This window comes from Streptomyces sp. NPDC031265 (genome assembly GCF_055570295.1).
In genome coordinates this window covers 254,192-279,656 of the sequence record NZ_JBVIHM010000006.1, presented here as the reverse complement: position 1 = coordinate 279,656, position 25,465 = coordinate 254,192, and the positions used below count along the sequence as shown (strand labels likewise).

The window sequence follows — 25,465 nt, the reverse complement described above, 5'->3', positions numbered from 1 at the left end:
CGGAACGGCACCGTTCCGGCTCGTAGGGCGCGAACGTACACCCGCCACATCACGGAACGCAACCGTTCCGTTCCGTGTTAGTCTCCGATCATGGCCAGCCTCCGTGACAGCGCACTGCGGCGCCCGCCCGCCGGCGCGGGCGTACTGCGCGAGTCCGTGACCGCGACGATCCGCCGGGCGATGTTCGAAGAGCTGGCGGAGTCCGGGTACGCACGGATGTCGATGGAGGCCGTGACCCGCCGCGCGGGCGTCGGCAAGGCGGCGCTCTACCGCCGCTGGCCGTCGAAGGAGGCCATGGTCGTCGAGCTGGTCTCCGAGGCGGCAGCCGCGCACATCCCCACGACGACGGACTCGGGGTCGCTGCCCGGCGACGTCGAGCGGTTCGTCCGGGAGACCCTGCGGGCGCTGCGGCACCCCCTGGTGGGCCGGATCATCCCCGACCTGCTTGCCGAGTCGGCGCGCAGCGCCTCACTCCACGACGCGCTCCACCACGCCGTCCTCGCCCCGCGCCGCGCGGCGGTCGCGACCCTTCTGGACCGCGCGACGGTACGGGGCGAGCTGCCGCCCGACATCGACATGGGCCTGGCCACCGACCTGTTCGGCGCGCCGCTGTACTTCCGCATACTGGCGGCGGGCGGCCCGACGGACGACGCCTATCTCAGGCGGCTGACCCACGCCATCGTCGCGGCGGTCGCCGCGAGCCGCTGACCGCACCGCGACCGCTCACCCGGGCAGCAGCTCGGCCTCCACGTCGCAGCACCCGCCGCGCCGCATCAGCCGCCCCACCGAGAGCCACTCGCTGTCGGCGCCCGCGTGCCGCAGCGGCTGCTCGAACGCGGCCACCAACTCCTCGGTCTCGTACGGCACTCCGCCCCGCAACACCGAGACCGTCCGTACCATCGTGTCGAAGTCCTCGAACGGGTCGCCGTCCACCACGGTCAGGTCGGCGATCTTCCCCTCCTCCACGGTGCCGAGGTGCCGCTCGACCCCGAACAGGCGGGCCGGGAGCACGGTCGCGGTGCGCAGGGCCGCCGCCGGGGAGAGACCACCCCGGTGCAGCGCGCGCAGGCCCAGGTGCAGGGAGAGACCGACGGGCACGATCGGCGCGTCCGTCCCGAGAGCGACCAGACCGCCCGCCGCGAGCACCCGGCGGTAGACGTCGGTCTCCGTGCGCAGCGCGGCCAGTTGGGCCGCCGTCGGCGGCACGCCCGCCGACTGCCGCACCAGCGCGGAGTCCCACGGCGGCATCACCACGGTGACCCGGGGGTCCGCCGCGAGCCCGGGATCGGCCCCGATCAGCGGCGCCGAGGTGAACGGCGTGGCGATGAGCGCGAAGTTGACGCCGCGCGCGGAGTAGACCTCCACCACGTCCTCGTACGCGCGCCCCGACGCGGTGGTGGCGTGCCCGAACTCGGCTCGCTGGGTGGCCTGCAGATGGGTCGTCAGGTCCTGTCCCAGCTGTACACCGGGCGAGAGCAGATGGCTTCCGGCGCGCACCCCGAGGCGTTCGTGCGCGAACCGGGCCGCCTCCTCCATCACCCAGTCCGGCGCCCGCACATAGGTCTTGACGAAGTCCCAGTCGAGCGCGGCAGCCCGCTCCAGCGACCGCCGCAGTCCTTCCCGGGTGCGATGGGCGCGCCCCATGCTGTACGCCACCCGGGAGCCGTCCAGCAGCTCCCCCGTGGTGAGCAGCCGGGGCCCGGCGAGCTGCCCGGCGGCCACCGCCTCACGGATGCGGGCCTGTTCGTACGCGAATCCGCCGAGGGATACGGCCGTGGTGATCCCGTAGGTGAGCTGGCCCGCGGTCTGACGGCCGCCATAAGTGCTCTGCCAGGGGTGGGTATGGGTGTCCCACAGTCCGGGCACGACCGTACGCTCCGAGGCGTCGATCCGCCGCAGCGCCCCACGGGCGCGGTGCGGCTCGACGGCCGCGATGCGCCCGTCGCGTACGACGATGTCGACGTCGTCGCGGACCTTCTCGCCGGTGCCGTCCCACAGCCGCCCGGCGTGCACCACCGTGTCGGCGGGCGCCGGCCTGTGCGCGTCCAGCGGGACCCGGACGGTGCGCGCGGGCCCGCCGTCGACGCCGATGAGCCGCAGGCGCGAACCGGACAGATACAGCAGTGTCTTGGAGTCGCCCGACCAGGACGGGTGGTCGGCGGGCTCGTCGGTCAGGGTGCGCGGCGGGCCCTGCGGGGTTCCGTCGGGGGCGACGGGCAGCAGACAGAGCGCGGACTCGACGATCACCGCCATCCAGCGTCCGTCGGGCGACCAGACGGGCCCCGAGTCGTACCGGTCGGAGACGGAGACGTGCGGCGCCACCGCGTGGAGGCGGGCGGTGCCGGTCTCCGTGTCGACGACCCGGATGAGGTTGTAGCCCTCCCTGAAGCGCGCGTTGAGGCGGTTGCGGTCGCAGAGCGCGAGATGGCGGCCGTCGGGCGACCAGCTGGGGCGGCCGGGCAGCCCGCCGCCGCCGAGGGGCGCCGCCAGGGCACGTTCGCCGCCGGACGCCAGGTCGCGTACGAGGAGGTGGCCGGTCATGTCGAGGCAGGCGAGCCGCTTGCCGTCCGGCGAGAGCGCCGGGTGCACACGCCCGCCCGTCGCGAGCGCGCTCTCCTCACCGGTGGCCAGATCTCGACGGTGGATACCGAGCAGCCCGTCGCGGTCGTCGGCATACAGCAGCGCCCGCCCGTCGCGGCTCCAGACGGGACCGAGCAGATAGCGCGTCGGCGCCGACTCGCGCAGCCGCTCGGGCGGCCGGGCGCCCGAAGTGTCCGCCAGCCACAGTGTGTTGAGGGCGGCGAACGCGATGCGCTGCCCGTCGGGCGAGAGCGCGGGCAGATGGATGCCCCGCACCGGCCGCACGCGCCCCTCGCCGAGGTCGTACTCCTTGACCCGGTAGCGCGGCCGCTCGACGGGCAGCACGCCCTCGAACGGGATCGTCTCGGCCTCCCCCGGCCGGTCGGGCCGTACCAGCGTGAAGCGCCCGTCGACGGTCAGCAGCAGCTCGCCGGCCGCCGTCCAGCGCGGGGGTACCGGCGCGATGTCCCCGGCGACGGCGACCGGCTTGCCGTCGACGACGAGCACACAGGAGCCGTTCGGCGCGGCGGTGGTGCGCAGATGGGCGAGCCGGCGGCCGTCGGGCGCGAGGACCGGGCACATGACCTGGGCGACTTCGCTCTCGGTGTACACGACGCCGACGGGGCCATCTCTTTCGGCCGGAACGGCAGCGATGGTCCGCGCTTCCACACCGAGCCCAAGGGCGGTGGTGACGACCTTCGCGCGGACGAACAGGATCCTCGCCCCGTCCGGCGACCAGGTGGGGTCGAAGTCCTCCCAGGCCCCGTCCTGGAGCGGCCCGTCCTGGCCGGGACGCCCGGTGAGCCGGGTGAGCCGCCCCGTCCGCAGGTCCAGCACATGGACGCGGTACGAGCTGCCCGCCACCGGGTCGCCCGCGCGCTCGGACGCGAACGCGATCCGCGTCCCGTCGGGCGACCAGGCCGGCCCCCGGTCGTCCCAGGGGCCCTCGGTGCGCCGCCGCACGTCCGAGCCGTCCGGTCGCATGGTCCATACGTGGTAGCCGCCGCCCTCATAGGCGCAGAAGGCGATGAGCGACCCGTCCGGAGAGTGGACCGGCCGACCCGGTTCCAGCCCCGCCGGGGTGAGCGGCACGGCCCTGCCGCCGTGCCGGGGCAGCGACCACAGCACGCTCTGGACCTCGGCGACCACCCGGTCCCCGGCGGGCGCGAGGCTCGCGGAGCCGTTGGTGGCCGCGCTGAACGACAACGAGAGCCCACTGCGCTGCCGGGCCGCCGCCGGCACCGTCCCGACGGCGGTGACGGCCCCGGCCGCACCGGCGGCGGCGAGCAGTTGACGGCGGGAGAGGGAGCTCGCGGCGAAGCCGCTCGGGTCACGGTCCATGCCCCCACACGCTGGCGCACCACGCATCACGTGGGCAACCCTGCCCTTCAGGCCAAATGGGTCGGGATGGGGGAGCAGTTGAAGGCGAGCGGTCAGATGCGCCAGGACCGTATCCGGTCGGCCGCGTCGTAGGCGTCGGTGTGGCCCGCGTCTATGTCGCGGGCGAGGTCGATGAGGGCGCCGTACGGGGCGTCCAGACCCTCGCCGGCCGCGTTCATGTACGCGACCACCACCGCCGCGCCGAAGAGCGCGTTGCGGGCGGGCAGGGGGCGCAGCCGGATGATCGCGTGCATCAGTGCGCCCGCCCGCCAGGAGTTGTCGACGGTCGCCTCGACCCGGGGGGTGTTGACGCGGTGGCGGCCGACGGCGGCCTTCCCTGTCAAGTCAACGTGTTGAGAGATGAGCGACGAGGGACTACTTGGGGGCAGGGGCTCCTCCTGCAGCCCGGGGGCCTTTGATGACGCTCCCTGAAAGCTCGCCGATCTCAACAGGCCCGGTCGGCCCGATCGGCCACCTTGGGCGGTCCTGATGGCAGCACGTCGACACAAGACCCTGGTGGTCTGTTCAGCCTGTCACCACAACATCCATGCCGGACGGGGTCCAGCCCTTCCACGGAAGTAATCACTGGAGAGCCGTGTGCGGTTAACGCCGCCCGCACGGTTCGGGAGGGGGCCGACGGATAAGGACCCAAACCATGGGCACCTCGCCGGCGGCCTACCTCACTGTGAACACCCATCGCGTCGCTGGGATGCGCCTGTACGCTGCCGACCTCGACCACCTCACCCACACCCTCCGCCGGGGACTTGCCCATATCCAGCGTCATCCCGAACTCATCGACGGCTGCCTCACCGAGACCGGACTGGCCATCACCCCACACCAACCGACCCCAATCCGAAAAGCATCAGTAGTCTCTTTGCCTACCAGCCTCCAAGTGCATAAGAGGTTCGGCCGAGGAGGGAGTTGGGGTGGAGACGGGCGATACGCGAGACAAGAGGCGAGCACTGAAGGACGCCGCGATGTTCAAGGCTCGAGGAGACTACGCACGGGCGGCGGCAGTTCTCGAAGAGCAGGTGAGGCGCGCGCCCGACGTCGAACTGCTCGCCGCCGCCGACGAGGTGATCTTCTCCGGTTTTCGCGCCGGTGAGCTCGGCGCGGTGCTGTCCCTCACCCGTACGATGTGGGCCCTTCTACGGACCTTCCAGGGCGACGGCCCTCCGATCGTGGAGCGGGCGACCACAATCATGCTCTTCGCAGAGCGAGTCGGACAGGACGAACTCGCCCGGGATATGGCGGAGTACGTCCTTCAGGCGAGGCGGGGATACCTGCCCGACCGGCACCCGGACCTCATACTGGCGTTGAACGACGCGGCACGCCTACAGCTCGCGGCGGGCACCGTCGACGCGGCTCGAGCACTGTATGAAGAGCTGGCTGGAGGCCTGCCAGGAGAAGGTCCGCATGACAGCGATGATGCATCCGCGCGCGCTTCGGCCCACTATCTGCTGGGTGAGCTGTGCTCGCGCCTCGGCGAGGGCGACGCAGCCGACAATCATTGGACCCGTGCAGTGGACTGGGCAGAACACTTCGCCGACAGCCGCCCGCTGCGCATCGCCGCACATCTCGGGCTCGGACGGCTGATGCTGGCCTTCTCCGACACGCCCGGAGCGGCGCACCACCTTGAAAAGGCCTACGAACTCACCCGCCTGACCCTCGATGCTCCCAGAGAGCCAGCCTGGCTCACTCCGGCAACGGACGCAGCGGCCGTGGCCGACATGCTCTTCAACCTCGGCGTCGCTCACCGCAGCAGACGTGACTTCCTCGGCGCGGAGCGAGCGTTCCAGGAGGCGATCGACCTGAACTCAGCCCTCGCGAGGCGGCAGTCGGTCGCCGAAGCGGTCGTGGCACTCGGCCATACCTACCAGGCGCAAAGCGACCTCGGGGCCGCGGAACGGCACTACGAGCACGCGCTTGGGATCTTGGACAGGCTCGCTGAGCCGCTCCCGCAGATCAGACTCCGGATTCTCTCCAACCTCGGTGCTCTGCGGGAGCAGGATGGGCGCCTCGACGAGGCTAGGGAGCTGTTTGATGAGGTCGCCTCGCTCGTGACGGGCGAGACCCCGCCGCAGCAGCGCGCGTCCTTGCTGAACAACCGTGGACGCCTGGCCTTCAAGTCGCACCGGGACCGCGAGGCAGCCCGTCTCTATCAGGAGGCGTTGGATGTATACCGGGCAGACGAGGGCGATCAGCCCGACCTGGGGGACATCCTCTTCAACCTCGCGGAGGTGCAACTGGCGCTCGGCGACACCGCCACGGCCGTATCAGCGTTCCAGGAGGGCTTGAGCCTTGAGGACGCGCAGTTGTCGTCGATTCTCAGAACCGGTTCGCAGCGTGAGTGGCTCGCGGCTGTCTCGGCCGCCCAATACCGCGTCGACCAGCTGCTCGACATGGTCGTGACCTACCACGAGGGCGGCCCCGATGTCGTGGAGTTGGCAGCCGACGTGCTGTTGAACCGCGCCGGTCTCGCAACCACGACGAGCCTGATCCAACGTGACATCGTGTTCGGGGACGGCACCGACCCCCGGCTCGGCGAACTCCGGCGGGACCACACGAGACTGAGCGCGGCTATCGAAAGCAGGAGACTGGCCGGTCCGCCCGCAGGAGGGGAACGCGACCACGCGGCAAGACTGATCGAAGACCGGTTCCGGTTGGAGGCGATCGAGTCCGAACTTTCAACCCGTGTCTTCGGCAGATCCGGCATCGAGGCGTTCGCCCTGCGGTGGCGTCAGATCGCGGAGGCGCTGCCCGCCGAAACCGCCCTGGTTGACCTGCGGCGCTACGCTTCATTCCATTACGCGGCTGACGACCGGACGAACTCCCTCGCCGGCGAGCGTCGCTACGCCGCGCTCGTCCTGCGCCGGAACAGACCCCCTGCGCTCGTCTCGCTCGGTGCGGCCGACGTGATCGACGCCATGGCCGTTGACGTGGTCGCCGCCTTCAGCGGACTGAAGGCAACCGACGACACTGCCGTCTCCGCTCTCCGGGAGGCGATCGTCAACCCGCTGTTGCCGCAACTCGCGGGAATGCGTGCGCTCTTGATCGCCCCGGACGGTGAACTGAACCGGCTTCCGTTCGAATCCATCCCTCTCGACGGCGACCGTTTCGTCATGGACGAGTACGCGGTCAGCTACCTGCCCACAGCACGTGACGTCCTGCGCATCTGCGCGCCCCTGGCCTCTGCTGGCCCTCCCCTCGTCGTGGCCGATCCCGACCTCGACTTGAGCTCCTCGACCGGTGGGCCGCCGGAGTCGGCAGCCCCCGCCTTCAGCCCGCTGCCCGCGGCCCGTGCCGAGGCGGAGCACATAGCCGGGCTGCTCGGAGTCGTGCCCCTACTGGGCAGCGACGCGGTGAAGGGCAGCGTGACTGGGGCGCGCGGCCCGTCGGTGCTCCACATCGCCACACACGGGTTTTTCCTGCCGGCCATCCGGCCGGACCTGCTGGATCCCGAGTCGATTCAGGCCGGGGCCGTCATACGGCCGGCCGACCCTGACCGGCGGATGATGGCGCTCAACGGGATCTTGGCCACGCCGGTCGGCTTCACGGTCGAGCGTGACGACCCGTTCCGGCGCCTGTCCGGTGAGGGCCTGGACGATCCAATGCTGCGGTCGGGCCTGGCACTCTCCGGGGCCAACACGTGGCTCGCCGGAGGAGAGCCGCCACACGAGGCGGGAAACGGCGTGGTCACTGCGGCCGATCTGGCGGCTGCCGACCTGAGTGCGACCAGGCTGGTTGTGCTCTCGGCGTGTGATACGGCGCTCGGTGAGACCCGGACTGGTGAAGGAGTCTTCGGGATGCGGCGGGCTGTCTCGCTCGCAGGCGCCCGCACTCTGGTGATGAGCCTCTGGAAGGTGCCCGACAAGCAGACCCGCGAGCTGATGAACGAGTTCTATGCCCGGCTGATGGCTGGCGCGGGCGTGGTGGAGGCGCTGACCGCTGCCCGAGGGGTGCAGCGCCTCAAGTACCCGCACCCCGTTTACTGGGCGGCGTTCGTCTGCCAGGGTGACCCGGGACCCGTCCAACTTGATCAGTTCGCGGGGGAGTACGAATGACCAGCGTCGCCGAAATTGCCGCGTTGCTGCGACCTCTGCCGCAACCCAACCCGCACCCCGGCGTCATCGTGGTCGACGACCAGGACGCCACCCGCGCGCTGACAGCGGCACTCCAGTACTTCGACGCGGACGACGACCGTCCAGCCGTTACAGTCCTCGCTGGCGGAGAGCAGCTCGGCCTGCTCCACCGCCGGGACGCCTACAGCCTTCCGCCGCCCCGGCTGAGCACGCGCGACTACGGCGCCTCCGACCAGGCAGCCCTGCCCGGCGACGTGCGGTACGAGATGATCACCATGCGCTGCCCCGTCACGAACTGTTCCCACCGTTTCGCCTTGATCCTCTATCCGCTCCGGCCACCTCGATGCCCGGTCCACCCTGAACAGACTCTGGTGGTCGTCGGATGAATGCCGTTACACCGCCCGGCCTGGGCCAGGACTACGGACGCCGCTTCTCGATCACTGGCACCATCCCCATGCTGGCCATCCTGTTCACCGTGCTCGCCGAGCTCGCTTCCGGCGCGCCGTCACATATGCCTAGCAGGAAACAGCTGGTCAACTCACTGCAGTCGCTCACTCCCGGCGAGTGGGTCCTGCTTTTCCTCGGCGTGATCATGGCCGCGCTCCTGCTGCAGCCCCTCCAGCAGCAGCTGGTCCGTTGGCTTGAGGGCTACCCGCTGACGCGCGGAGCCGGCGTGGTGCTGGGGCGTCTGCTCATCGCCCGATGGCGGCGGCGCTGGGAACGGCTGAACACATTGCAACAGCGAGCCGATCCCCGTCCCGAGAACCTACCTGCGATGGCCGAAGCCGCGGCACGTCTGGCCAAGCTGCCGCGCGACCCGGAACGGCTCATGCCGACCAGACTCGGAAACGTGCTCCGTGCGGCTGAGGACCGGCCCGCCGAAACCTATGGCCTCGACACAGTGGCCTCCTGGCCGGAGCTGTACGCGGTCCTTCCCGAGCGGACCGCGTCCCTCGTGGACGACGCACGAGACCAACTCGACATGACCAGCCGCATGACCGCGGCATTCGCCTTGATGGGCGTCCTCTCGGCAGCCATTCTCCCGTTCAGCCGGTGGACGTTTCTGGCCGTAGCGTTCCTTCTCGCGGCCGCCCTCACCTACCGAAGCGCGATCAGCGCTGCCGAGAACTACGGCCGACTCGTCAACGCGGCCGTGAATCTGCACAGATTCGACCTCCTCACTGCCTTCCACCTGCCACTGCCCGCCGACCCGGACGAAGAGCGCGCTCGGTTCCATACCGTCTCAAGCCATCTCCGCCAGGGCCTGCCCGCCACCGAACCCTACGAGCACACATCCAGATAAGAGCCAGACCTACAAGGCCGTCCAGCAAGCAGCATCCGGCCAGTACGGACGCCCCTGACCCACAGGCTCCTCCGGCGCGTCCCGGCGAACGCGCTGGAGGACAACACGATCGGTCCCACGCAGGACGCGCAGGCACCATCGCCCGGCGACGCCCTTGATATGCCTCGGCGAGCCGCTGGCGCATGAGGTGCTGGCTCCGGGTGCCGCCGTCCCAGCACTGGGGGACGCCGTCGCCCGGGTCGACGTCGACCAGGCAGCGGAAGCCCACGTCCTGCGCGTGAGGACGGCGGCCCGGGCATCGGCGTCGCACAGCGGCTCCTCGCCCCGGAAGACGCGCTGTCGGTCGACCCGGGCCCGGGTCGAGGCGATGCGCACATCCAAGGCGAGCACCTGCAGCGCGGCCCACTCCAGCAGCACGTCGGCGTGGCACGACTCGCCGGGAGCGCACGGGCAGGCCAGGTCCATGCCGCGCAGCTCCGGCAGCCGGGCCAGGAGAACGGAGAGCGTCACCGGTGGCTTTCGGGGATCGCCATCACCTTCAGCTGTCACTCGCTCGGGTGGGGTTGTCGACGGTGGATGGAGATCACATTTGGTGAAGGGCGGGCCAGCAGCTCCCGGAGTTGCTGGTTTTCCAGAGTGAGTTGGTTGATGGCTCGGACGAGAGCCGGGACGTCCGCGCGAAGTTGATCGAGTTCTTCGTTCTTGTTGGCGATCGTCTGCTTGAGTCTCACGATGGTGGCTCGGAGGCGGGCTTCGACATCTGGGGTCGCGCCACGTTCCTTGACCCGCTCGTAGAACTCGTTCTTCAGATCGAGATGGCGCTGGGTGAGGGCGTTTCTCGGGACTCCGGCTTCCTGGGCCAGGGCGACGATCGTGAGTGCTCCATTGGAGGCTTGATGGGCGCCGTCCAGGATGCGGTCCATCGCCGCCCGGATGCGGTCACGTTCGTCTGGGGCGGGGCTCATTCGATGGCCTCCTGGAGGGTGATGCGCGTGCGGTCGTGGTCCGCGGCCAGGGTGCGGAGCCGGCCGGCCTTGGCCTGGAGGCGCTCGCCGATCGGCTGAGGAGCGTGGGAAGCCTGGAGTTCGAGGAGGCTCGCGCGCTCGCGGAGTTGGAAGGCGTGGTCGTCGGTGCGGACGATGTTGCCGCATCCGGGAACGCAGCGGTCCAGGCTCGGAGTGTCCTTGACGCCGTCGCGGTGGCACAGAGCCTGGTCCCGCTTGTAGTGGCAGAGCAGGAGGGCCTGCGGGTTGTCGTAGATCATGGCGTTCTCGTTGGCGAGGAGGCGCCGGGCGGCGGTGGCCCCGACGGCGGTGCCGGAGAAGCGCTGGGCACGTGTGGCAGCACGGATGGCCCGCCCGGCCGAGGGCCCGGAGACGCCGCCGCCGGCTTCAAGGTCGTCGTGGAGTTCGGCGACGGTGTCGGCGACCGCGCGGACGGTCTCCACGTCGATGAGGTCGTGGATGCCGTCGCGGCTGCGGGAGGCGTACCCCTCGGAGACGAAGGCGGTCCTCAGGTGCCCGTATTGGATGGCGAGGGCGACCAGACCGCCCGGGCGGCGGGCAATGTGCCAGGCCAGCGATCTTCTGAACCGTTTGGTTCCGATGGCCCCTGCCGGGTCGGGTGGGATGACTTCGCCGGGGAGCCGGTGCCGCTGGGCTTCCTCGTTCGCCCAGGCGACGAAGTGCTCGATCCGCTCCCGCAGGCCGGTCGTCTTCAGGGCCCCGGTATCGGCGCGGGATTGATGTTGGACATGGGCATTGTGGTCGAACAGGAGCGAGCCTTCGGGGACCATGCGTTCCAGGACGCGGATGGCGTTGACGACGGGTGTGATGGCGACCCACGGCACTTCGCGTTCAACGCCCGCGGAAAGGTGGTTGCCGTGCTCATCGGTGGCCGTCTTGTACTCGTAGCTGCGGATCAGGTGTCGTCCGACCCGTCCTTCGGCGTCCGGCGTCGGGTCAGGGCAGCAGCCCGAGCGCAGGCCGAGGACCTCCCCGGGACGCATTCCTGTCAAGTAAGCGCAGGTCACGAAGGCCGCTGTGGCCAAGTGCCGCCTCAACGCGTGGATTTCGTCGAGGTCGATCGCCGTCCGCCAGGGGGCTCCGGAGATGCGGCCGTTGACGGGCACGTCCAGCGGGCAGGGTCCCGGTCGGACGGGTGCCGCGTCCAACAGCCCGTGGCGTCGGGAGACTCGGTCGACCTGGCCAATCGACGCGCCGGTCGTTGCCGCGATGTAGGTGCGGGCGAGTCTCGGCCGGCCCCGGTTCGTGGTCGTGGGCAGAGGGGCGTTGGCCGCGATCATCGGGGTGAGGTAGGCGTCCAGGGCTGCGTAGCCGATCGGCCCCGGGGATGCGATGCGCGCGGCGTCGGTCAGGCGCCGTGACTCGGCCCAGGCCGCGAGGATGTCATCGGCGAGGTCGTCGACCATGCGGATCGCCCAGATCAGTAGGGGACCCATGGTCTCCTCGGCCAGGGGATCGCTCGCATTCTCGCCGCCTCGGGTCGTCGCGGGGGGCAGGTAGTCGTCGGCGCCCACCTCGTCCCAGGGCGGCCGTCCGATGCCGTTCGGGCGGGCGCTGAGCTGGTCGAACGCCCAGAGCCGAGTGAGGGAGCTCAAGATCTTCTGATGTGAGTCGCGGTTGCCCGCCGTCTCGAGGAGGTGCAGGCCGTAGGCATGCAGGACGGCGGTTCCGCATTCGGCGAGGCTGGGTATGCCGCGGCTTTCCAGCCAGGAAGCCAGGTGCATCCAGCGCCGTACTGCCTCGCCCGTGCCGTCGGCGCCAAGGCGGCTTCGCATCCGGCTGCCTCGTTCTTTGAGAAAGGTCGGCCGCAACTGGCCGTTGATCAGGTTCCAGACGGCCAGCCGGAGCTCGTCCTGGAACAAGGCCGGGCAGTTGGCCCAGTTGATCGTCAGCTTGCTCGCGCTGGGGTTCTCGGTCATCGGGGCCAGGGACCAGACCGGATCCGCGTACTGGGTGTTGAGGTGGGCGTGCATGGCGGTGACCAGGTGCACGGGAACAACCGGCGTAGTCGGGTTGGGAAGCGGCAGGAGGTAGGGGTCGAGTTCGAAGGCTGTGGTCACGTGTCGAGGTTCCCGGTCAAGAGGTGGTCGATGAGTTCGCGGTCGGCGTCACCGATCCGGGCCAGGGCCTGGGTCCATGTGCCGTGGCCGAGCTTGTCCTTGAGGTCTTCCAGGCGTTCGTGGGTCTCGCCCCAGTCCGCCTGCCAGACGGGTGGAGCCAGGGCCGAGCGCAGGTTGGTGAGCGCGGAGTGCAGGTGAGCGAGCCTGCTGTGGTGGCCCGGGTGGACCCGGGCGTTCTGGCATCCCAGACACATCAGGAACGAGGCGCCGCATCCGCCCTCCGGCGCCGGGTGAGGGCCGTTGTCGTAGTCCGAGCAGTCCGCTGTCGCGGTTTCCACGTCTCCCGCTGCGGGCTGGTCCCGCAACTCGGCTGCCAGGACGGCCTTGCGGGCGCGGAGCGTAGCGTCCTCGGCGCCGAATGCGATGACCTCAACGGCTTCGGCCTGAACTCGTTTGTCGACCAGGACGTAGTTGCGGTCGTGGGTCTCCTGGCTGTTCTGGCCCGGTTGCCGGCGGTCGAGTGCGTTCACGGTCCGTCGTCCCCGCTGGAACGGGGCTCCGTCGAAGCCGTGCGCGTGTGCCCATTCTTGTGTGTAACTCCGGTGGATGCCGAAGTGGAAGTGTCCGACGGGCGGTAGCCGGTCCTGGCCCGCCTGCTGTCGCCCCAACTTGTGGGTCCGCCAGACGACCAGGCGGTTGACACCGGGGGCTAGGTCTTCCACAACGGCGCGGGCGAACCGGGTGGCTTCCAGCGCTTGCGTGATCAGGCGGCCCGGGGACGCCGCCCCGTCGTCGGTGACATTGCGCGTCTCGTAGTGGCGGCCGGCTCCGCGACGGTACTTCTCCAGCGGGATCCGGTAGGTCGGGTGGCCGTCCTCGCCGAGATCCGGCAGTGCCCGGGGCACCTCGGCATGGTCGATGACGGACAGGTTCCATCCGTACTCCGCCATCAGCAGCACCCCCAGAGCCACCGCCTCCATACGCGATAGGAACAGCCTCTGCCACGTCACCTCCGGCTTCTGGCCACCCAGCACCTTCGCGTACTTACGGATCACGATCCGCGGCCTGCCGTCCCGGTGAAGGGAGCGTGGCAGGTCCCCCGTGCGGGCGAGGATGTCCAGCGCTTGCCCGACCAGCCAGCCTTGGCTGCCCTCCGGGTAGTAGTCGCCCTGCCGCCATCGCTCCAGGTGCTGGGCGTTCTCCCTGATCCGCAGCAGCGCGGACCGGAACATCCGCCGGGCGGCGGCCTTGATCTCGTCGAACTCGGTCTCGCTGTAGGACTGGATCTTGCTCTTGGGCGCCTTGCGGCGGACGGCTAGTTCGTCGGCGACCGGGCCGGCCTGCAGCCGCCCGTCGCTGAGCAACAGGCGGGTGACCTGGGTGCTCGCGTTGTAGCTCCCCCGGCTCGTGCCCAGGCCCATGCGCCACTGCTTCACCACAGTGGAGGTGATCTCGTCGAGATCGCGCGGGGGATTCTCCTGGCGCGCGAGGTACTTCGTGAACACCTCCAACTGGTACCAGTAGCTCGCGGACGTCGCATGGGCGCCCCACTCGTCGGGCCTGCAGAAGCCCGCGAAGACAGCTGCCAGCGAACGCTGCATCGGCTCGGCGACCGGCAGAGTGGAGAAGTCGTAGTCCTTGACCCGGCCGGCCCGGTTGTAGTGGTGGACGACGAGTCCGTCGGGGGCGAGCGGCTCGGGACGGGTGTGGTCGGTCGGCGGGAGGGACGCCTTGCGTCCGCGCGGGCTCACCCGGCACCGCCCGCGGCGGGCTCCATGCGCGCGTCGATGTCCTGGATGCCCTCAGACTCCCGTGCGATGCGCGCGAACACCCCGTCCAGCTCGGGCATCGGAGCCTGGACCGGGCTGTCGGCGTCGGCGAGCATCGAGCGCAGTTGCAGGTCCGCCACCGGCGCGAGATACCGGTCCACCGTGGTCTCCCGGGAGGCGTGACCCAACAGGTTCTGGACCATGAACCACGGATCCCCGTAGAGCAGCCGGAAGTCCCTCCGCTCCTCCGGCGTGAGCCCGTAGCGCCGGTCCATCAGCGTGTTGAGCACCACCAGCATGAACAGGGCCATCGAATGACGCGCCGAGTGCACGGTCGCGTAGGGGGCGTAGACCTTGTGCGGATCCATGCCCACCCGCTTCGGCGGGGTCAACACCCGCTCGCAGCGCTGGTTGGCGGTACGGAAGACGCCGTCCCACGAGTGCGGATGGAAGGGCAGGCCCTGCTCGTTGAGCCACAACCACAGCGGCTCGGGCCCGTACGGACCCTCGGTGAACAGAAGCATCCGCTCCTCGACCGTCAGCTCGTCCAGCGCCCGCTCGCCCGCCACTCCGTCCTGGTCGCACCAGCGCACCACCGGCTTCAGCCCGCGCGTGACCTCTCTGACCAGCCGCATCTCGGGCAGTTGCACGTAGCGGTCGGCCTTCTGGGCCCGCCGCACCGCCCACGCCCGTGAGGAGTCTACGTAGGCCTCGACGTCCCCGATCGCGTCCGAGGAGACATAGAACGTCCGCGGCTTCTTCGACCGCGTCACCTCGGCCGCGATCCTCCCGCGGTAGTACCGTCCGCCCGCCAACCGCCGCTGCGGGACGTCGAACGTCAGGAGCGACCCGCCTTCGGTCCGTCGCAGGCCGGAAGACACCATCATGCGAACGAAGGCCGTATTCCGGTCCTCCAGACGGCCCACCCAGCCAGGCTCCGGGACGCCCTCGCGGTCGTGCCCCCGCAACCCGACGTCGATCCAGCGTCGCCAGGTCCGAGGCGTCAACCAGTGCACGTTGCTCGGCCGGGCATCCTTCGCCCTCGCCGCCGCGACCGTCAGGACCTCTCCGTTGCGGCCCAGGACCTGCTTCATGGCAACCGGATTGCCTATCAGATGCCGTTCCCTGGCAGCCCAACCAAACAGACTCGTATACGCGGCGAGCTCACGGTTCCACTTCGACCCGCCGATTCGCTCCGGATTCGTCTCGGAAAAGCGTCGCCAGTGCTCGTAATCCTCAAGGTCCCGCTGGGTCGCCTCGGTCCACGTCCGCCCGCGATTCCACAAGAACGTGAGGAGAAGCACGATATCCGTCGCGTAGTTGCGTCGCGTCTCTTTTGTATATCTGCGGAAGGTATTTGACTGCCCGTAGAGGCTTAGAAATGCGTCGACCTGGTAGTCAGGCGACAGAAAGATAGGGTCCCCGGGCCGGACCCGTACTGCGTCCTCGCGCACTGGCAGGTCGGTCCACCTGTCCAGCAACGCCCCCCGTACCCCACACCGCACCGCGTCCCGCGGCACCCAGAACACTCGCCAACTCACTGTGCCAGCACCCCTCTTGATGAGCTTCAACACGCTCATTCAATAGGGAAGCGGCCACCAGGCTGGAGAAGTCATGGACCGTGGGCTGCTTGGGCAGCACTTCCGTCTGGCGTTCGAGCAGCCAGCGGATGTCGATGTGGAACTCCACCGTCAGGCGGCCCGCCCCGAGGAGTCCCGCTGGTCGGGGGCGTCGTCCGGGAAGGCCGCGTCGAAGGCGTCGCCCTGTTCGGCGATGAAGGAGCGGAAGACCTCCGCCGCGCCTTCGAGCCGTGGATCGCGCACCGCCTCGTACGCGGCCTGCGTGATGAGCGCGGTCACCGTCGACCCCTCGGCCTCCGCGCGCTCCTTCAGCAGCGCGTGCAGTTGGTCGTCGACCCGGATCGTCACTGACTTCGACATGCTTCGACCGTACAGCAGGCCGTACAGCGCGGGACCGCATCCACCCGAAACGGCCCCGCGGCCGCCCTGTCAGGTCACTCGGGTACCGAGCGGACACCACCAACGCCCCCTCGTAGGAGGGCTGCTCGCGCAGCGCGCCGAAGCGCGCGTCCCAGGCGCCGCTGTCCAGGTCGCGGGCGAACCACGCGCACACCGTCTCGTCCACAAGGCTCCAGCCCGAGCACGCCTGCCGGGCACCGGGGTCGAGCAGCATCTCCGGGCAGGCGTAGTACGCCTCGTTGAAGGCCGGTGGCGGAGGCGCCGAGTGGTCAAGCCCTGTACGCCTGTCAGGCGTTCGCCGCATATCGCCAGAAATCCTGCATGGCGACAGGAGGCGGAGTGGGTCCGGTCAGCTCCAGCTGCGTGAGCAGGATCGTGGCCGTGCCGGTGGACGGGACGATGTGCGCCGCCGTTCCGGTGCCGCCCATCCAGCCGAACCGTCCCGGCACGTTCCAGGGCTCGACCGCCTCGACGTCGACCGCTCCGCCGAAGCCCCAGCCCTGCCCCTCCAGGAACAGCCTGCTCGCCGCGCGCTGGGCCGGGGTGAGGTGGTCGGTCGTCATCTGCCGTACGGAGTCGGGCGACAGGACGCGGTGGCCGTCGAGCGTGCCCCCGGCGAGCAGCATCCGGGCGAAGGCGTACAGATCGTCGACGGTCGAGACGAGCCCGCCCGCCCCGGACGGGAACGCGGGCGGGGTGCTCCACTGCCCGTCCTGCGCGTCGACCAGCTCCAGGCCCTCGGAGTCCGGGGCCCCGGCCCGGTAGTAGCCGGTGAAGCGGCCGAGGTCGGCGGCCGGGACCGCGAACCCGGTGTCGGCCATGCCCAGCGGCTCGAAGATCCGCTCGGCCAGGAACTCGGGCAGCGGACGCCCGCCGACCCTGGCGATCAGTACGCCCTGGATGTCCGAGCACGCGTTGTACAGCCAGGCCTCGCCGGGCTGGTGGAGCAGCGGGATCCGGGCGAGCGCCGCCATCCACGTGTCCGGCGCCGCGACGGCCTGCGGCTGCGGCGGGCCCTGCAGCAGGTCGGTGAAGAGCGGCGCGACCGCCGGGAGCGAGAAATCGGCCGGGAAGCCGTATCCGGCACGGAAGGTGAGCAGATCGGCCACCGTGATGGGACGGACGGCCGGGACCACGTCGTCGACCGGGCTCTCGGGCGTACGGACCACGCTGGGCGCCGCCAGCTCCGGCAGCCATTCGCTCACCGGCGAGTCCAGCGCGATCCGGCCGTCCTCGACCAGCGTCATCACCGCCGCCGCGACGATCGGCTTGGTCAGCGACGCGATCCGGAAGATCGAGTCCCGGGCCATGGGCGCGCTGCCCTCGACGTCGGTGTGCCCGACGGCCTCCACCTCCACCCGGTCACCCCGGGCCACCAGGCCCACGGCCCCGGGCGCACAGCCGTCGCCGTCCACGTGCTTCTTGAGGATGTCGTGCAGATCGCTCATCGGTCCACCTTCGGCAGTCGGAAGTCATCAGCGGTCAGTCGTGAGGAAGACCGCCGGCGGCGCGCGAACTCATCGGTCCCTCAGCCATCGGATCCGCACCGACCCCTCCCACCTGCGCAGACGGCTAAGATCACGAGGATTTTTCACAAACGGGGAAGGAATGCGACCTGTGCGCGTTTGGGGCAGGGGCATCGCGCTGGCGACAGCGGGGGCGGCGCTCGCGGTGATGCTGTCGGGGTGCGGAAGCGGCGAGTCCGAGCAGGACGGTCCGGACGGCGGCGGTGCGAAGGACGGCACGGGCACGCCCGAACCGGAGCGGGCCGACGACGAAGGAGCGGCCTCCGGCAAAGGATCCGCGAAAGGGTCCGGCAAAGGAACGGAGGTCCGCGCCGCGTTGACGGCCGCGGCCAGGAAGACCGGCGAGCAGACCTCGTACAAGACGCTCCAGACGGGGGCGCCGGGCTCCGGCCGCTCCGAGATGCTGTTCCAGAAGTCGCCGTCCGCGAGCGTCATCAGGTCGTGGAGCAAGCCGTCCTCGGCCAATCCGAGCGGCTTCAGCCAGGTGATCTCGCTCGGCGGGAAGACCTATGTCCACACGGACGAGGTGCCCGGCAAGAGCTGGTACACCATGGACGACACCGCGTACGCGGGCGCCGACAAGGGCTCGGGCCAATCGCGGGCGGCGGGATACGTCCCCGAGTTCGCGGGCGCGCTCGCCGCGTCCCCGTCCACCCGGCGCCTTGGCGAGGAGCGGGTCGGCGGGCGTCCGGCCGACCACTACCGCGGCACGGTGGTCGTGGACGAGCTGGCCGCGTACACCGGGCCCGCCATCGACAGGGGCGTCCGCGACAGCTATGTCGCGAGCACCCGGCAGCAGGGCATGAGCTCGGTCGTCATCGACCTGTGGGTCGGCAAGGACGGTCTCGTCCTCAAGTCGCGCGAGGAGGGCCGGGGTTCGAAGGGGCCCGGGCTCGTCGTCGAGGAGTACTCGGACTTCGGCGCGGTCCCGGCGATCACGCCGCCTGCGGCGGACACCGTCGCCAGCTGGAAGGAGTTCGTCGACGGCCTGTCGCAGCAGTCGTAGGCGGTACGGGAGTGCGTGAGGGGTGCTGCCGGGCCCGGCGGGTCCGGCAGGTCCGGCAGCACCCCTCCTCAGTTGCCGCGTCGGGATGCGGTCAGCGGTTGAAGACGCTGGTGCGGCTCCCTTCGACGGCCGCCGTGCCGTCCAGCGGGGTGTGGTTCGCGAGTCCGCACAGCTGCGCGGGTGTCAGGCCCGCCAGCGCCTTGAAGTCGCGGTTCAGATGCGCCTGGTCGTAATAGCCGCACGCCGCCGCGAGTTCGGCGAGCGACCCGTGCGAGCCGTACGGCAGCGTCAGCGCGCGCTGGAACCGCAGGATCCGGGCGACGGACTGCAGCGGCAGACCGATCTGCTCCCGGAAGAGCACCTGCAGGCGCCGGCCACCGCGGCCGGTGGCCCCGGCCAGTTCGCCCAGCGTCATCCCGCCGTGGCGTGCGCTCAGCCTGCTCCAGGCCTCGGCGACCACGGGGGACGGCACGGGGCCGTCGGCCAGCAGGCTCGCCAGGGCGTCGTCGAGGAGCGCCCAGCGCGCCTCCCAGTCGGGTGCCGCGGCGAGCCGTTCGGTCAGCCTCTCCGTCCATCTCTTGCCCAGCAACTCGTCCGGGTGCACGGTCTCGTTCGCCAGATGGTGCATGGATATGCCCAGGCACATATAGGCGCCGAGCGGGGTGAAATCCACTTCGACGGCTTGTCCGGATCCCCGGTAGCCGCCGACGACGGGTGACGTCCGCAGACCTCCGACCAGCGAGTACCACGCCCCGCCCGCCGATTCGCTCTCACCGGCGCCGAACAGGTGCAGCGGGTCGCCCCAGCCGACGATCATCGTCACCGTGGCGCCGGGGAGCGTCAGCCTGGCGGGCATCCCTCCCGGTGTGCGCCGGCCCCGGTACTTGACCACCTGGCCCCGCAGCCAGTCGGGTGCCGCCCTTTCCACACTCTCCCCTCGGTCTTCCTCCTCTCGGTCTTCGGCAATCAAGGATGCTTTGGCCTCCACCTGCAACCCTCTCCTCACCATGCGCGTGTTCCGCCGACCGGAATCCGGCAAGGCAGTGCGCCTTCTTACAAGACCAGCGGTCGGCCTCGGCAGCAGTCTGTGATGGCAGAGGCGGTGAAGGCCAGGAACAGCCGAACCCCTGGCCGAATATCGGCCATTGACAGGGTGTCGGGCGCATATGCCCCTGGTCTACGGCCAGCCGAGCGGTGGTACGACGGGCCCGAGGGGGGGGCCGGCTCAGACCGGTCCGTTTCCCTGTTGTCACCCGCCCACGGGGGTGGCGGGTGACAACAGGAAAGCGGACCGGGGCACGGGAAGCGGAACCGCACGGCGGGGCCCGGCGTCCCTCCGGGCATCCGTGTGATCACGATCTGCCCCGGAGGGCCTCGCCCATGGCCGGAACGGCTGCCCGCCACCTCTACCTTGCGCGCCACGGCGAGGCCCTGCCGGACGAGAGCGGGCTGACGGAGAACGGGCGGCGCCAGGCCGTCCTGCTCGGCCGACGGCTCCGGGACAGCCCGCTCTCCTTGGTGCTGCACAGTCCGCTCGCGCGCGCGGCGGAAACCGCGCGCCTGATCCACGGCGAACTCGACGGCGTCCCCATGGAGCCGTCGGACCTGGCCGGGGACTACATCCCGTACATGCCCCGCAAGGAGGAGCTGCCGCCCGAGTACGCCGACTCGCTGCTCGAACGGCTCGCCCAGTTCCCGGCCGAGATGAGCGAGCTCGGGCGCGAGCTGGCTCCCGCCGCCCTCGCCCGGTTCGCCCGGCCCGTGGACGGCGACGAGCCGCGCCACGAGCTGGTCGTCACCCACAACTTCCTCATCGGCTGGCTCGTCCGGGCCGCGCTCGACGGTCCGAAGTGGCGTTGGCAGGGCCTCAACCACGCCAACGCGGCACTGACCGTGATCCGGTACGCGCCCGACCGCCCGCCCTCCGTCGTCTTCTTCAACGACATGGGGCATCTGCCCGCGGAACTCCGCTGGACCGGCTTCCCACCGGAGTTCCGCGTCTGAGCGGCCGCCGCCGGTCAGCCGCCGTACCCCGCGAAGATCTTCGAGAACTCGTACCCAAGCGGTAACTCTCCTTCACCGCAGGGTCGTTGTTCTCGAACGGCACGCTCCCGCGGAGATAGCCGAACGGGCCGCCGGGCCCCGCCGCGGACACCCGGGCGGGCAGCCCGTCCAGCGATCCGCTGTACCCGGCGCTGCCCGGCACCTGGAGGCCGACCTGGGGACGCGCGTACACATAGGCGTCGACCTGTGGGATCGCCTACGTCTTCTGTACGCGACGAGCGCGGCCATCTCCGGCGAACCGACCGGGAAGGGCGCGTCGTTGGGCAGGACGACCGCCTGGCACCTAGTGCGGGCGCCGTCGGCCGTGTCCGCCAGGAAGGCGGCGTCGATGACGGGAACGGCCGGACCTGCCGAGCTCCACCACGGTGTACGGCGGGCCCTCGCCGTCGAGTTCGGCGGTGATCGCGCCGGTGGGCGAGCCGCCGTCGCTGACGACGAGGACCCGCAGGTCGACCCGGGGCGCCGGCGCCGCAGCGGACACCGGCGCCGCTGGTAAGCCGAGCCTGAGCAGGAGCGCGCCGACGGCGAGCCCGGTGGTCTTGACCGTGCACTGTCCTTTCCGTCCCTGTCTGTTCCTTCCTCTTGTGGGGCTTTCCAGGGTCATGTGTGACACATGACGTAAACCGGTTGCTCGCGGCCGACAGGGGCGCGGCCGTACGGATTCCCGGCGGCTGCGTACCGATGGCGTCTGCCTATGATCGTTCGAGGGTTCGATCGAGGTGCTGGTCGAACCGCACCGCACGCGACCACGGAGGCTGAACGGGCATGGCTGAGCGACAGGTTGTCATCGTCACCGGAGGCGGGACCGGGATCGGCGCCGCCACCGCCCGGCTGCTCGCCGACGCCGGACACCGGGTGGTCGTCTCCGGGCGCCGCCCCGAGCCTTTGAGCGAGATCGCCGAGGAGACCGGCGCGCTGGCCCACCCCTGCGACATCGGCGACCCGGACGCCGTGCGGGGCCTGGTGGCCGCGACGGTCGCGGCGTACGGCCGGCTGGACGGCGTGGTGCTCAACGCCGGGACCGGGCGCAGCGGGGCCGTCGGTGACACCTCGGTGGAGGACTGGGACCTGGTGATGCGCACCAATCTCACCGGCCCGTTCCTGCTGCTGCGCAGCGCGCTGCCGCATCTGGTCGAGGCCCGCGGGTCCGTGGTCGCGGTCGCCTCGGTGTCCGCGCTGCGCAACGGGGTGGGCAACGCCGCGTACGCCACGTCGAAGGCCGCGCTGCTCCAGCTGTGCAGCTCCCTCGCGGTCGACTACGGGCCGAAGGGGCTGCGCGCCAACACCGTGTGCCCGAGCTGGGTGCGTACGGAGATGGCCGACCGGCGCATGGCGCGGTTCGCCGAGGAGGAGGGCCTCGCGGACGTCGACGCGGCGTACGAGACGGCCACCCGGCTGCTGCCCGCCCAGCGCCCTGGTGAGCCGCGTGAAGTCGCCGAGGCCATCGCGTGGTTGCTCTCCCCCGCGGCGTCGTTCGTCAACGGCGCGACGCTCACCGTCGACGGCGGGGTGACGGCGCTCGACCCCGGGACCGTGCCCTTCGGGTTCCACGTCGAGCGCCGCGGGGACGCGGCCGGCTGAGGCCACACCTAACTATCCGTCAGGCTAGGCCGGTGAGCAGCTCCTCGCGGCCGTTGACACCCGCCTTGCGGTGAATCGCCTTGAGGTGGTCGTTGACCGTGCGCGGCGACAGATCGAGCCGGCGGGCGATGTGCTTGGTGGGCAGGCCCTGGAGTACTTCCTGCATGACAGGGTGCGCTCCCGGGTGGTCATCCCGTACCAGACGGAGACGACCGGCAACAGCAGGCGGCCCGGGGTCGGTTGGATCATGACGGCCACCGCGCGCGCCTCCGGGCCTTCGAGCAGCTAGACCCGGATCAGGGGCCCGAGACCAGGTCCACCACGTTGTTCGAGGAGTTGGCGGCCCCTCCGGCGTTGTTGATGACGTGGTTGATCGTCCCCGTGCCGCCCAGCGAGACCGTCACCATGTCGTGGAAGCGGACGCCCGCCGTGCCCGGCGCCTCGAAGGAGCGCTCGGCCACCACCGACGGATTGGCGCTGAAGTAGCAGTAGCTGCCCAGACCCCACGCCTCGTGGCTGGTCACCGAGCTCGCGACCTTGTACGCGTCGTAGCCCCGGGTAGAACCGTTCATCCACGCGGACTGGTCCGGCGGGTCCTACGGCATCTCGTTCTGGAAGAAGTACGTACGGCCGCCGTTGCCGTTCCAGAGCACCTGGTGCTGCTGGTAGTGCTCGACGAACAGGCCGTACATCGCCACATCGCTGCCGTCGACGACCAGCCCGTTCGCGGCCGCGTTGCTGGTCCAGCCGACGCCGCTGCCGTGGTCGGCGCGCCACAGCCACATGTGGTCGCCGATGACGTCCGAGCTGTTGATCACCAGGCTCTGGGGGGCCCTGCCGACGCCCGCTCCGCCGATACGGAAGAAGACGTCGTGCAGCGAGGTCGGGTCGGCGGTGTTGCCGGGCGGTCGCGCCCGGGGTGCCCACCCGCATCAGGAGCGCGGAGTTCGTGGGCCCGGCGTCGATGAGCAGTCCGGCGGCCTTCACCCCGTCGACGTCCGCGACGTCCATCGCGGTGATGCCGTCGTCCGGGACCAGCGTGGCCAGGCCGAGACCGAGCACGACGGTGTCCGGGCGGTTCACCTCGATGGTCTCGTTCAGGTGGTAGACGCCTGGTGTGAACAGCAGGTTCTTGCCGCGGCGCGGCCTCTGCGCCGAGGGCGGCAACGGCACCGGTGGTCAAGGAGGCGGCGAGCGCGCCGACGGCCACCAGTGATGCGGCTCTGCCACGCACGCTCCGACGGTCGTGCGGAGTGGGGGTTGCGGGAATGGTCATGGCCTCACCCTTTCTTCAAGGCGTGAAGTAAGACTGCACCATGAACACGTCAATAGTTCAGACCTCGAACATCTGGTCTGAACCAGGGGCTTGACAGGTTGTTGGCTCGCCACTTAAGTCACGTAGTGAAACAAGAGGGTTCCGCTAAGGTGTAGACCAATTCAGCCCGACTTTAATGCGCTTGCGTTCAATACATGAACGAACATTCCACCTTTTCCATCAACACGCCGCATTCCTTGAATGCAATGACCGACGGACAGACCACCTGGCCGCCTCTCGACGGGCGCTACCCACCTGGGCTGCGAGACTACAATTCCCCTCCTCGTCAAATTGACGAACCATCAGCAATCGCCCACCAAAGCAAAAAGCAGCCGTAAGCCCGTTTCACCCCGTATTGCCGGGCAGATTAAGCCTGTCCCACCCGTATCCGAAAATTCCGTTGTCATCTCGTTAAGGGCTAACTTCTTGACGTCACTGCAAGGGCAGGGTTGGCTTCCAGCCACCTCGGCCGAAATTTATGCGGCCATGTCAGGGAGGTTGTTTTTAAGTGAGCACGCGTACCGGCCGTGGAGCGATGACCGTGGGTGTCGTCGCGATGGCCGTCACCCTCGCCGCATGCGGCGGCGGGAGCAAGTCCGGCGACGGGTCCAACGGAGCCGCCAAGAAGAGGGACCTCAAGATAGGTCTGCTGCTGCCGGAGAAGCAGGCTGCTCGCTACGAGAAGTCGGACAAGCCGCTGATCGAGAAGATGGTCGGCGAGCTGACCAGCGGCAAGGGCCAGGTCGTCTACGCGAACGCGGAGCAGGACGCGGCGCGCCAGAACCAGCAGGTCGACGCCATGATCGCCAAGAAGGTCGACGCGCTCATCATCGACGCGGTGGACTCCAAGGCCATCGGTGGCGCGGTGCAGCGGGCCAAGGACGCGGGCATCCCCGTCGTCGCCTTCGACCGGCTCGCCGAGGGCCCTGTCGACGCGTACGTCTCGTTCGACAACGAGGATGTCGGCCATGTGCAGGCCAGGGCCCTGCTGGACAACCTGGGCGAGAAGGCCAAGGACGGCCAGATCGTGATGATGAACGGTGCCCGCACCGACCCGAACGCCGCCCAGTTCAAGAAGGGCGCGCACACCGAGCTGGACGGCAAGGTGAACATCGGGAAGGAATACGACACCAAGGAGTGGAAGCCGGAGAACGCCGCCGCCAACATGCGCAGCGCGATCTCGGCCCTGGGCAAGGACAAGATCATCGGTGTCTACTCCGCCAACGACGGCATGGCCGGCGGCATCATCAGCGCCCTCAAGGCCGCGGGTGTCTCCAAGCTGCCGCCGATCACCGGCCAGGACACCGAACTCGCCGGGGTCCAGCGCATCGTGGCGGGCGAGCAGTACATGAGCGTCTACAAGTCGTACGCGGAGGAGAGCCCGATCGCCGCGCAGATGGCGGTCGCGCTGGCCAAGGGGCAGAGCCTCATCTCCATCGCCAACTCCAAGACCAACAGCCCGACCAAGAGCGACATCCCCACCGCGCTCGTCCCGGTCGTCGCAGTGATCAAGGAGAACATCCGCTCCACTGTCGTCAGCGACGGCCTCTACACCATCGACGAGATCTGCACGGCCAAGTACAAGGCCGCCTGCAAGTCCGCCGGACTGCAGTAGCGGGCGCAGCCGTACCGCCCGACCGTAAAGACCTCTGCCCGGGCCGCCGGGGGCGGGGATGGGGGAGGGGGTGGGGTCGGTTTGAGGGGATGCGGGGGGGGTAGCGGACGTGCAGGGGCGTGGGGGGGGGGGGGAGACGGGGGCCCGGCCCCGCCCCCGCACCGCACACAACGGGGGACT

Annotated in this window: 19 protein-coding genes and 4 pseudogenes; 9 read left to right on the top strand and 14 right to left on the bottom strand. The window is 69.9% G+C overall.

Annotation, left to right across the window (positions count from 1 at the left end):
• Window positions 1-90 precede the first annotated feature (90 nt).
• The gene (locus ACZ499_RS13090; RefSeq protein ID WP_468674512.1) at window positions 91-708 is read left to right on the top strand and encodes a TetR/AcrR family transcriptional regulator; all 618 of its coding nucleotides are present in this window, start codon (window positions 91-93) and stop codon (window positions 706-708) included.
• Window positions 709-723: 15 nt separating this feature from the next.
• On the opposite strand, the gene ACZ499_RS13085 is transcribed toward ACZ499_RS13090, so the two are convergent.
• Together ACZ499_RS13085 and ACZ499_RS13080 are read right to left on the bottom strand one after the other, a co-directional pair.
• The gene (locus ACZ499_RS13085; protein WP_468674510.1) at window positions 724-3,921 is read right to left on the bottom strand and encodes an amidohydrolase family protein; all 3,198 of its coding nucleotides are present in this window, start codon (window positions 3,919-3,921) and stop codon (window positions 724-726) included.
• A 92-nt stretch (window positions 3,922-4,013) separates the two neighbouring features.
• The gene (locus tag ACZ499_RS13080; protein ID WP_468674507.1) at window positions 4,014-4,304 is read right to left on the bottom strand and encodes a toxin Doc; all 291 of its coding nucleotides are present in this window, start codon (window positions 4,302-4,304) and stop codon (window positions 4,014-4,016) included.
• Between the two features lie 133 nt (window positions 4,305-4,437).
• Between ACZ499_RS13080 and ACZ499_RS13075 the strand changes: the two are divergent.
• From ACZ499_RS13075 to ACZ499_RS13060, 4 genes and pseudogenes are all read left to right on the top strand, one after another.
• Window positions 4,438-4,542, top strand: a pseudogene (locus ACZ499_RS13075) (HNH endonuclease); the annotation flags it as partial.
• A gap of 344 nt (window positions 4,543-4,886) precedes the next feature.
• A complete protein-coding gene (locus tag ACZ499_RS13070) occupies window positions 4,887-8,024 on the top strand; it encodes a CHAT domain-containing protein (protein ID WP_468674505.1) in 3,138 nt (1,045 codons plus the stop codon).
• Window positions 8,021-8,428: a hypothetical protein gene (locus ACZ499_RS13065; RefSeq protein WP_468674503.1), complete on the top strand. Its 408-nt coding sequence runs from the start codon at window positions 8,021-8,023 to the stop codon at window positions 8,426-8,428. The genes ACZ499_RS13070 and ACZ499_RS13065 overlap by 4 nt, the downstream gene beginning before the upstream one ends.
• Entirely contained in the window at window positions 8,425-9,345 is a 921-nt protein-coding gene (locus ACZ499_RS13060) for a hypothetical protein (RefSeq protein ID WP_468674502.1), read from the top strand. Before ACZ499_RS13065 ends, ACZ499_RS13060 begins: the two co-directional genes overlap by 4 nt.
• A gap of 9 nt (window positions 9,346-9,354) precedes the next feature.
• On the opposite strand, the gene ACZ499_RS13055 is transcribed toward ACZ499_RS13060, so the two are convergent.
• The 8 genes and pseudogenes from ACZ499_RS13055 to ACZ499_RS13020 all read right to left on the bottom strand — a co-directional run bounded on the left by ACZ499_RS13055 (window position 9,355) and on the right by ACZ499_RS13020 (window position 17,626).
• Complete coding sequence (locus tag ACZ499_RS13055; protein ID WP_468674500.1) at window positions 9,355-9,855, bottom strand: DUF4326 domain-containing protein; 501 nt, start codon at window positions 9,853-9,855, stop codon at window positions 9,355-9,357.
• A 35-nt stretch (window positions 9,856-9,890) separates the two neighbouring features.
• Window positions 9,891-10,310, bottom strand: coding sequence for a hypothetical protein (locus ACZ499_RS13050; RefSeq protein ID WP_468674498.1), 420 nt, complete (start codon window positions 10,308-10,310; stop codon window positions 9,891-9,893).
• Window positions 10,307-12,430: an integrase gene (locus tag ACZ499_RS13045; protein WP_468674496.1), complete on the bottom strand. Its 2,124-nt coding sequence runs from the start codon at window positions 12,428-12,430 to the stop codon at window positions 10,307-10,309. Before ACZ499_RS13045 ends, ACZ499_RS13050 begins: the two co-directional genes overlap by 4 nt.
• The gene (locus ACZ499_RS13040) at window positions 12,427-14,181 is read right to left on the bottom strand and encodes a hypothetical protein (RefSeq protein ID WP_468674494.1); all 1,755 of its coding nucleotides are present in this window, start codon (window positions 14,179-14,181) and stop codon (window positions 12,427-12,429) included. The genes ACZ499_RS13045 and ACZ499_RS13040 overlap by 4 nt, the downstream gene beginning before the upstream one ends.
• A complete protein-coding gene (locus ACZ499_RS13035; RefSeq protein WP_468674565.1) occupies window positions 14,178-15,293 on the bottom strand; it encodes a hypothetical protein in 1,116 nt (371 codons plus the stop codon). Before ACZ499_RS13035 ends, ACZ499_RS13040 begins: the two co-directional genes overlap by 4 nt.
• Window positions 15,294-15,332: 39 nt before the next feature.
• A pseudogene (locus tag ACZ499_RS13030) lies at window positions 15,333-15,779 on the bottom strand (hypothetical protein); the annotation flags it as partial.
• Window positions 15,780-15,890: 111 nt separating this feature from the next.
• Complete coding sequence (locus ACZ499_RS13025) at window positions 15,891-16,139, bottom strand: ribbon-helix-helix protein, CopG family (protein ID WP_101386713.1); 249 nt, start codon at window positions 16,137-16,139, stop codon at window positions 15,891-15,893.
• A 326-nt stretch (window positions 16,140-16,465) separates the two neighbouring features.
• Window positions 16,466-17,626 carry a serine hydrolase domain-containing protein gene (locus tag ACZ499_RS13020; RefSeq protein WP_468674492.1) on the bottom strand — a complete coding sequence of 387 codons (1,161 nt, stop codon included), beginning with the start codon at window positions 17,624-17,626 and terminating at the stop codon, window positions 16,466-16,468.
• A 169-nt stretch (window positions 17,627-17,795) separates the two neighbouring features.
• On the opposite strand from ACZ499_RS13020, the gene ACZ499_RS13015 reads away from it, so the two are divergent.
• On the top strand, window positions 17,796-18,710 hold the full coding sequence (locus tag ACZ499_RS13015) for an SCO4651 family lipoprotein (protein ID WP_468674490.1): 915 nt from the start codon (window positions 17,796-17,798) through the stop codon (window positions 18,708-18,710).
• A 91-nt stretch (window positions 18,711-18,801) separates the two neighbouring features.
• On the opposite strand, the gene ACZ499_RS13010 is transcribed toward ACZ499_RS13015, so the two are convergent.
• Window positions 18,802-19,638: a helix-turn-helix domain-containing protein gene (locus tag ACZ499_RS13010; RefSeq protein ID WP_468674488.1), complete on the bottom strand. Its 837-nt coding sequence runs from the start codon at window positions 19,636-19,638 to the stop codon at window positions 18,802-18,804.
• A 452-nt stretch (window positions 19,639-20,090) separates the two neighbouring features.
• On the opposite strand from ACZ499_RS13010, the gene ACZ499_RS13005 reads away from it, so the two are divergent.
• Window positions 20,091-20,714, top strand: a complete 624-nt coding sequence (locus tag ACZ499_RS13005; RefSeq protein ID WP_468674486.1) for a histidine phosphatase family protein — start codon at window positions 20,091-20,093, stop codon at window positions 20,712-20,714.
• 61 nt (window positions 20,715-20,775) lie between these two features.
• Here the strand turns inward: ACZ499_RS13005 and ACZ499_RS13000 are convergent.
• Window positions 20,776-21,378: pseudogene (locus ACZ499_RS13000) on the bottom strand (hypothetical protein); the annotation flags it as partial.
• A 161-nt stretch (window positions 21,379-21,539) separates the two neighbouring features.
• Between ACZ499_RS13000 and ACZ499_RS12995 the strand changes: the two are divergent.
• Window positions 21,540-22,355 (top strand): SDR family NAD(P)-dependent oxidoreductase, encoded by an 816-nt coding sequence (locus ACZ499_RS12995; RefSeq protein ID WP_468674484.1) that lies wholly within the window; start codon window positions 21,540-21,542, stop codon window positions 22,353-22,355.
• Window positions 22,356-22,374: 19 nt separating this feature from the next.
• Here the strand turns inward: ACZ499_RS12995 and ACZ499_RS12990 are convergent, their stop codons facing one another.
• Together ACZ499_RS12990 and ACZ499_RS12985 are read right to left on the bottom strand one after the other, a co-directional pair.
• Window positions 22,375-22,521: a LuxR C-terminal-related transcriptional regulator gene (locus ACZ499_RS12990; protein ID WP_468674482.1), complete on the bottom strand. Its 147-nt coding sequence runs from the start codon at window positions 22,519-22,521 to the stop codon at window positions 22,375-22,377.
• A gap of 130 nt (window positions 22,522-22,651) precedes the next feature.
• Window positions 22,652-23,492 (bottom strand): annotated as a pseudogene (locus tag ACZ499_RS12985) (coagulation factor 5/8 type domain-containing protein); the annotation flags it as partial.
• Window positions 23,493-24,178: 686 nt separating this feature from the next.
• Here ACZ499_RS12985 and ACZ499_RS12980 point away from each other — a divergent pair.
• A complete protein-coding gene (locus ACZ499_RS12980) occupies window positions 24,179-25,285 on the top strand; it encodes a sugar ABC transporter substrate-binding protein (RefSeq protein WP_468674480.1) in 1,107 nt (368 codons plus the stop codon).
• Window positions 25,286-25,465: the final 180 nt, after the last annotated feature.

What these genes read in the sequence shown, in the direction of transcription:
- ACZ499_RS13090 (WP_468674512.1), top strand. Translation starts at nt 91, where the DNA reads ATGGCCAGCCTCCGTGACAGCGCACTGCGGCGCCCGCCCGCCGGCGCG.
- ACZ499_RS13085 (WP_468674510.1), bottom strand. Translation starts at nt 3,921, where the DNA reads ATGGACCGTGACCCGAGCGGCTTCGCCGCGAGCTCCCTCTCCCGCCGT.
- ACZ499_RS13065 (WP_468674503.1), top strand. Translation starts at nt 8,021, where the DNA reads ATGACCAGCGTCGCCGAAATTGCCGCGTTGCTGCGACCTCTGCCGCAA.
- ACZ499_RS13060 (WP_468674502.1), top strand. Translation starts at nt 8,425, where the DNA reads ATGAATGCCGTTACACCGCCCGGCCTGGGCCAGGACTACGGACGCCGC.
- ACZ499_RS13050 (WP_468674498.1), bottom strand. Translation starts at nt 10,310, where the DNA reads ATGAGCCCCGCCCCAGACGAACGTGACCGCATCCGGGCGGCGATGGAC.
- ACZ499_RS13035 (WP_468674565.1), bottom strand. Translation starts at nt 15,293, where the DNA reads ATGAAGCAGGTCCTGGGCCGCAACGGAGAGGTCCTGACGGTCGCGGCG.
- ACZ499_RS13025 (WP_101386713.1), bottom strand. Translation starts at nt 16,139, where the DNA reads ATGTCGAAGTCAGTGACGATCCGGGTCGACGACCAACTGCACGCGCTG.
- ACZ499_RS13020 (WP_468674492.1), bottom strand. Translation starts at nt 17,626, where the DNA reads ATGAGCGATCTGCACGACATCCTCAAGAAGCACGTGGACGGCGACGGC.
- ACZ499_RS13005 (WP_468674486.1), top strand. Translation starts at nt 20,091, where the DNA reads ATGGCCGGAACGGCTGCCCGCCACCTCTACCTTGCGCGCCACGGCGAG.
- ACZ499_RS12995 (WP_468674484.1), top strand. Translation starts at nt 21,540, where the DNA reads ATGGCTGAGCGACAGGTTGTCATCGTCACCGGAGGCGGGACCGGGATC.
- ACZ499_RS12990 (WP_468674482.1), bottom strand. Translation starts at nt 22,521, where the DNA reads ATGCAGGAAGTACTCCAGGGCCTGCCCACCAAGCACATCGCCCGCCGG.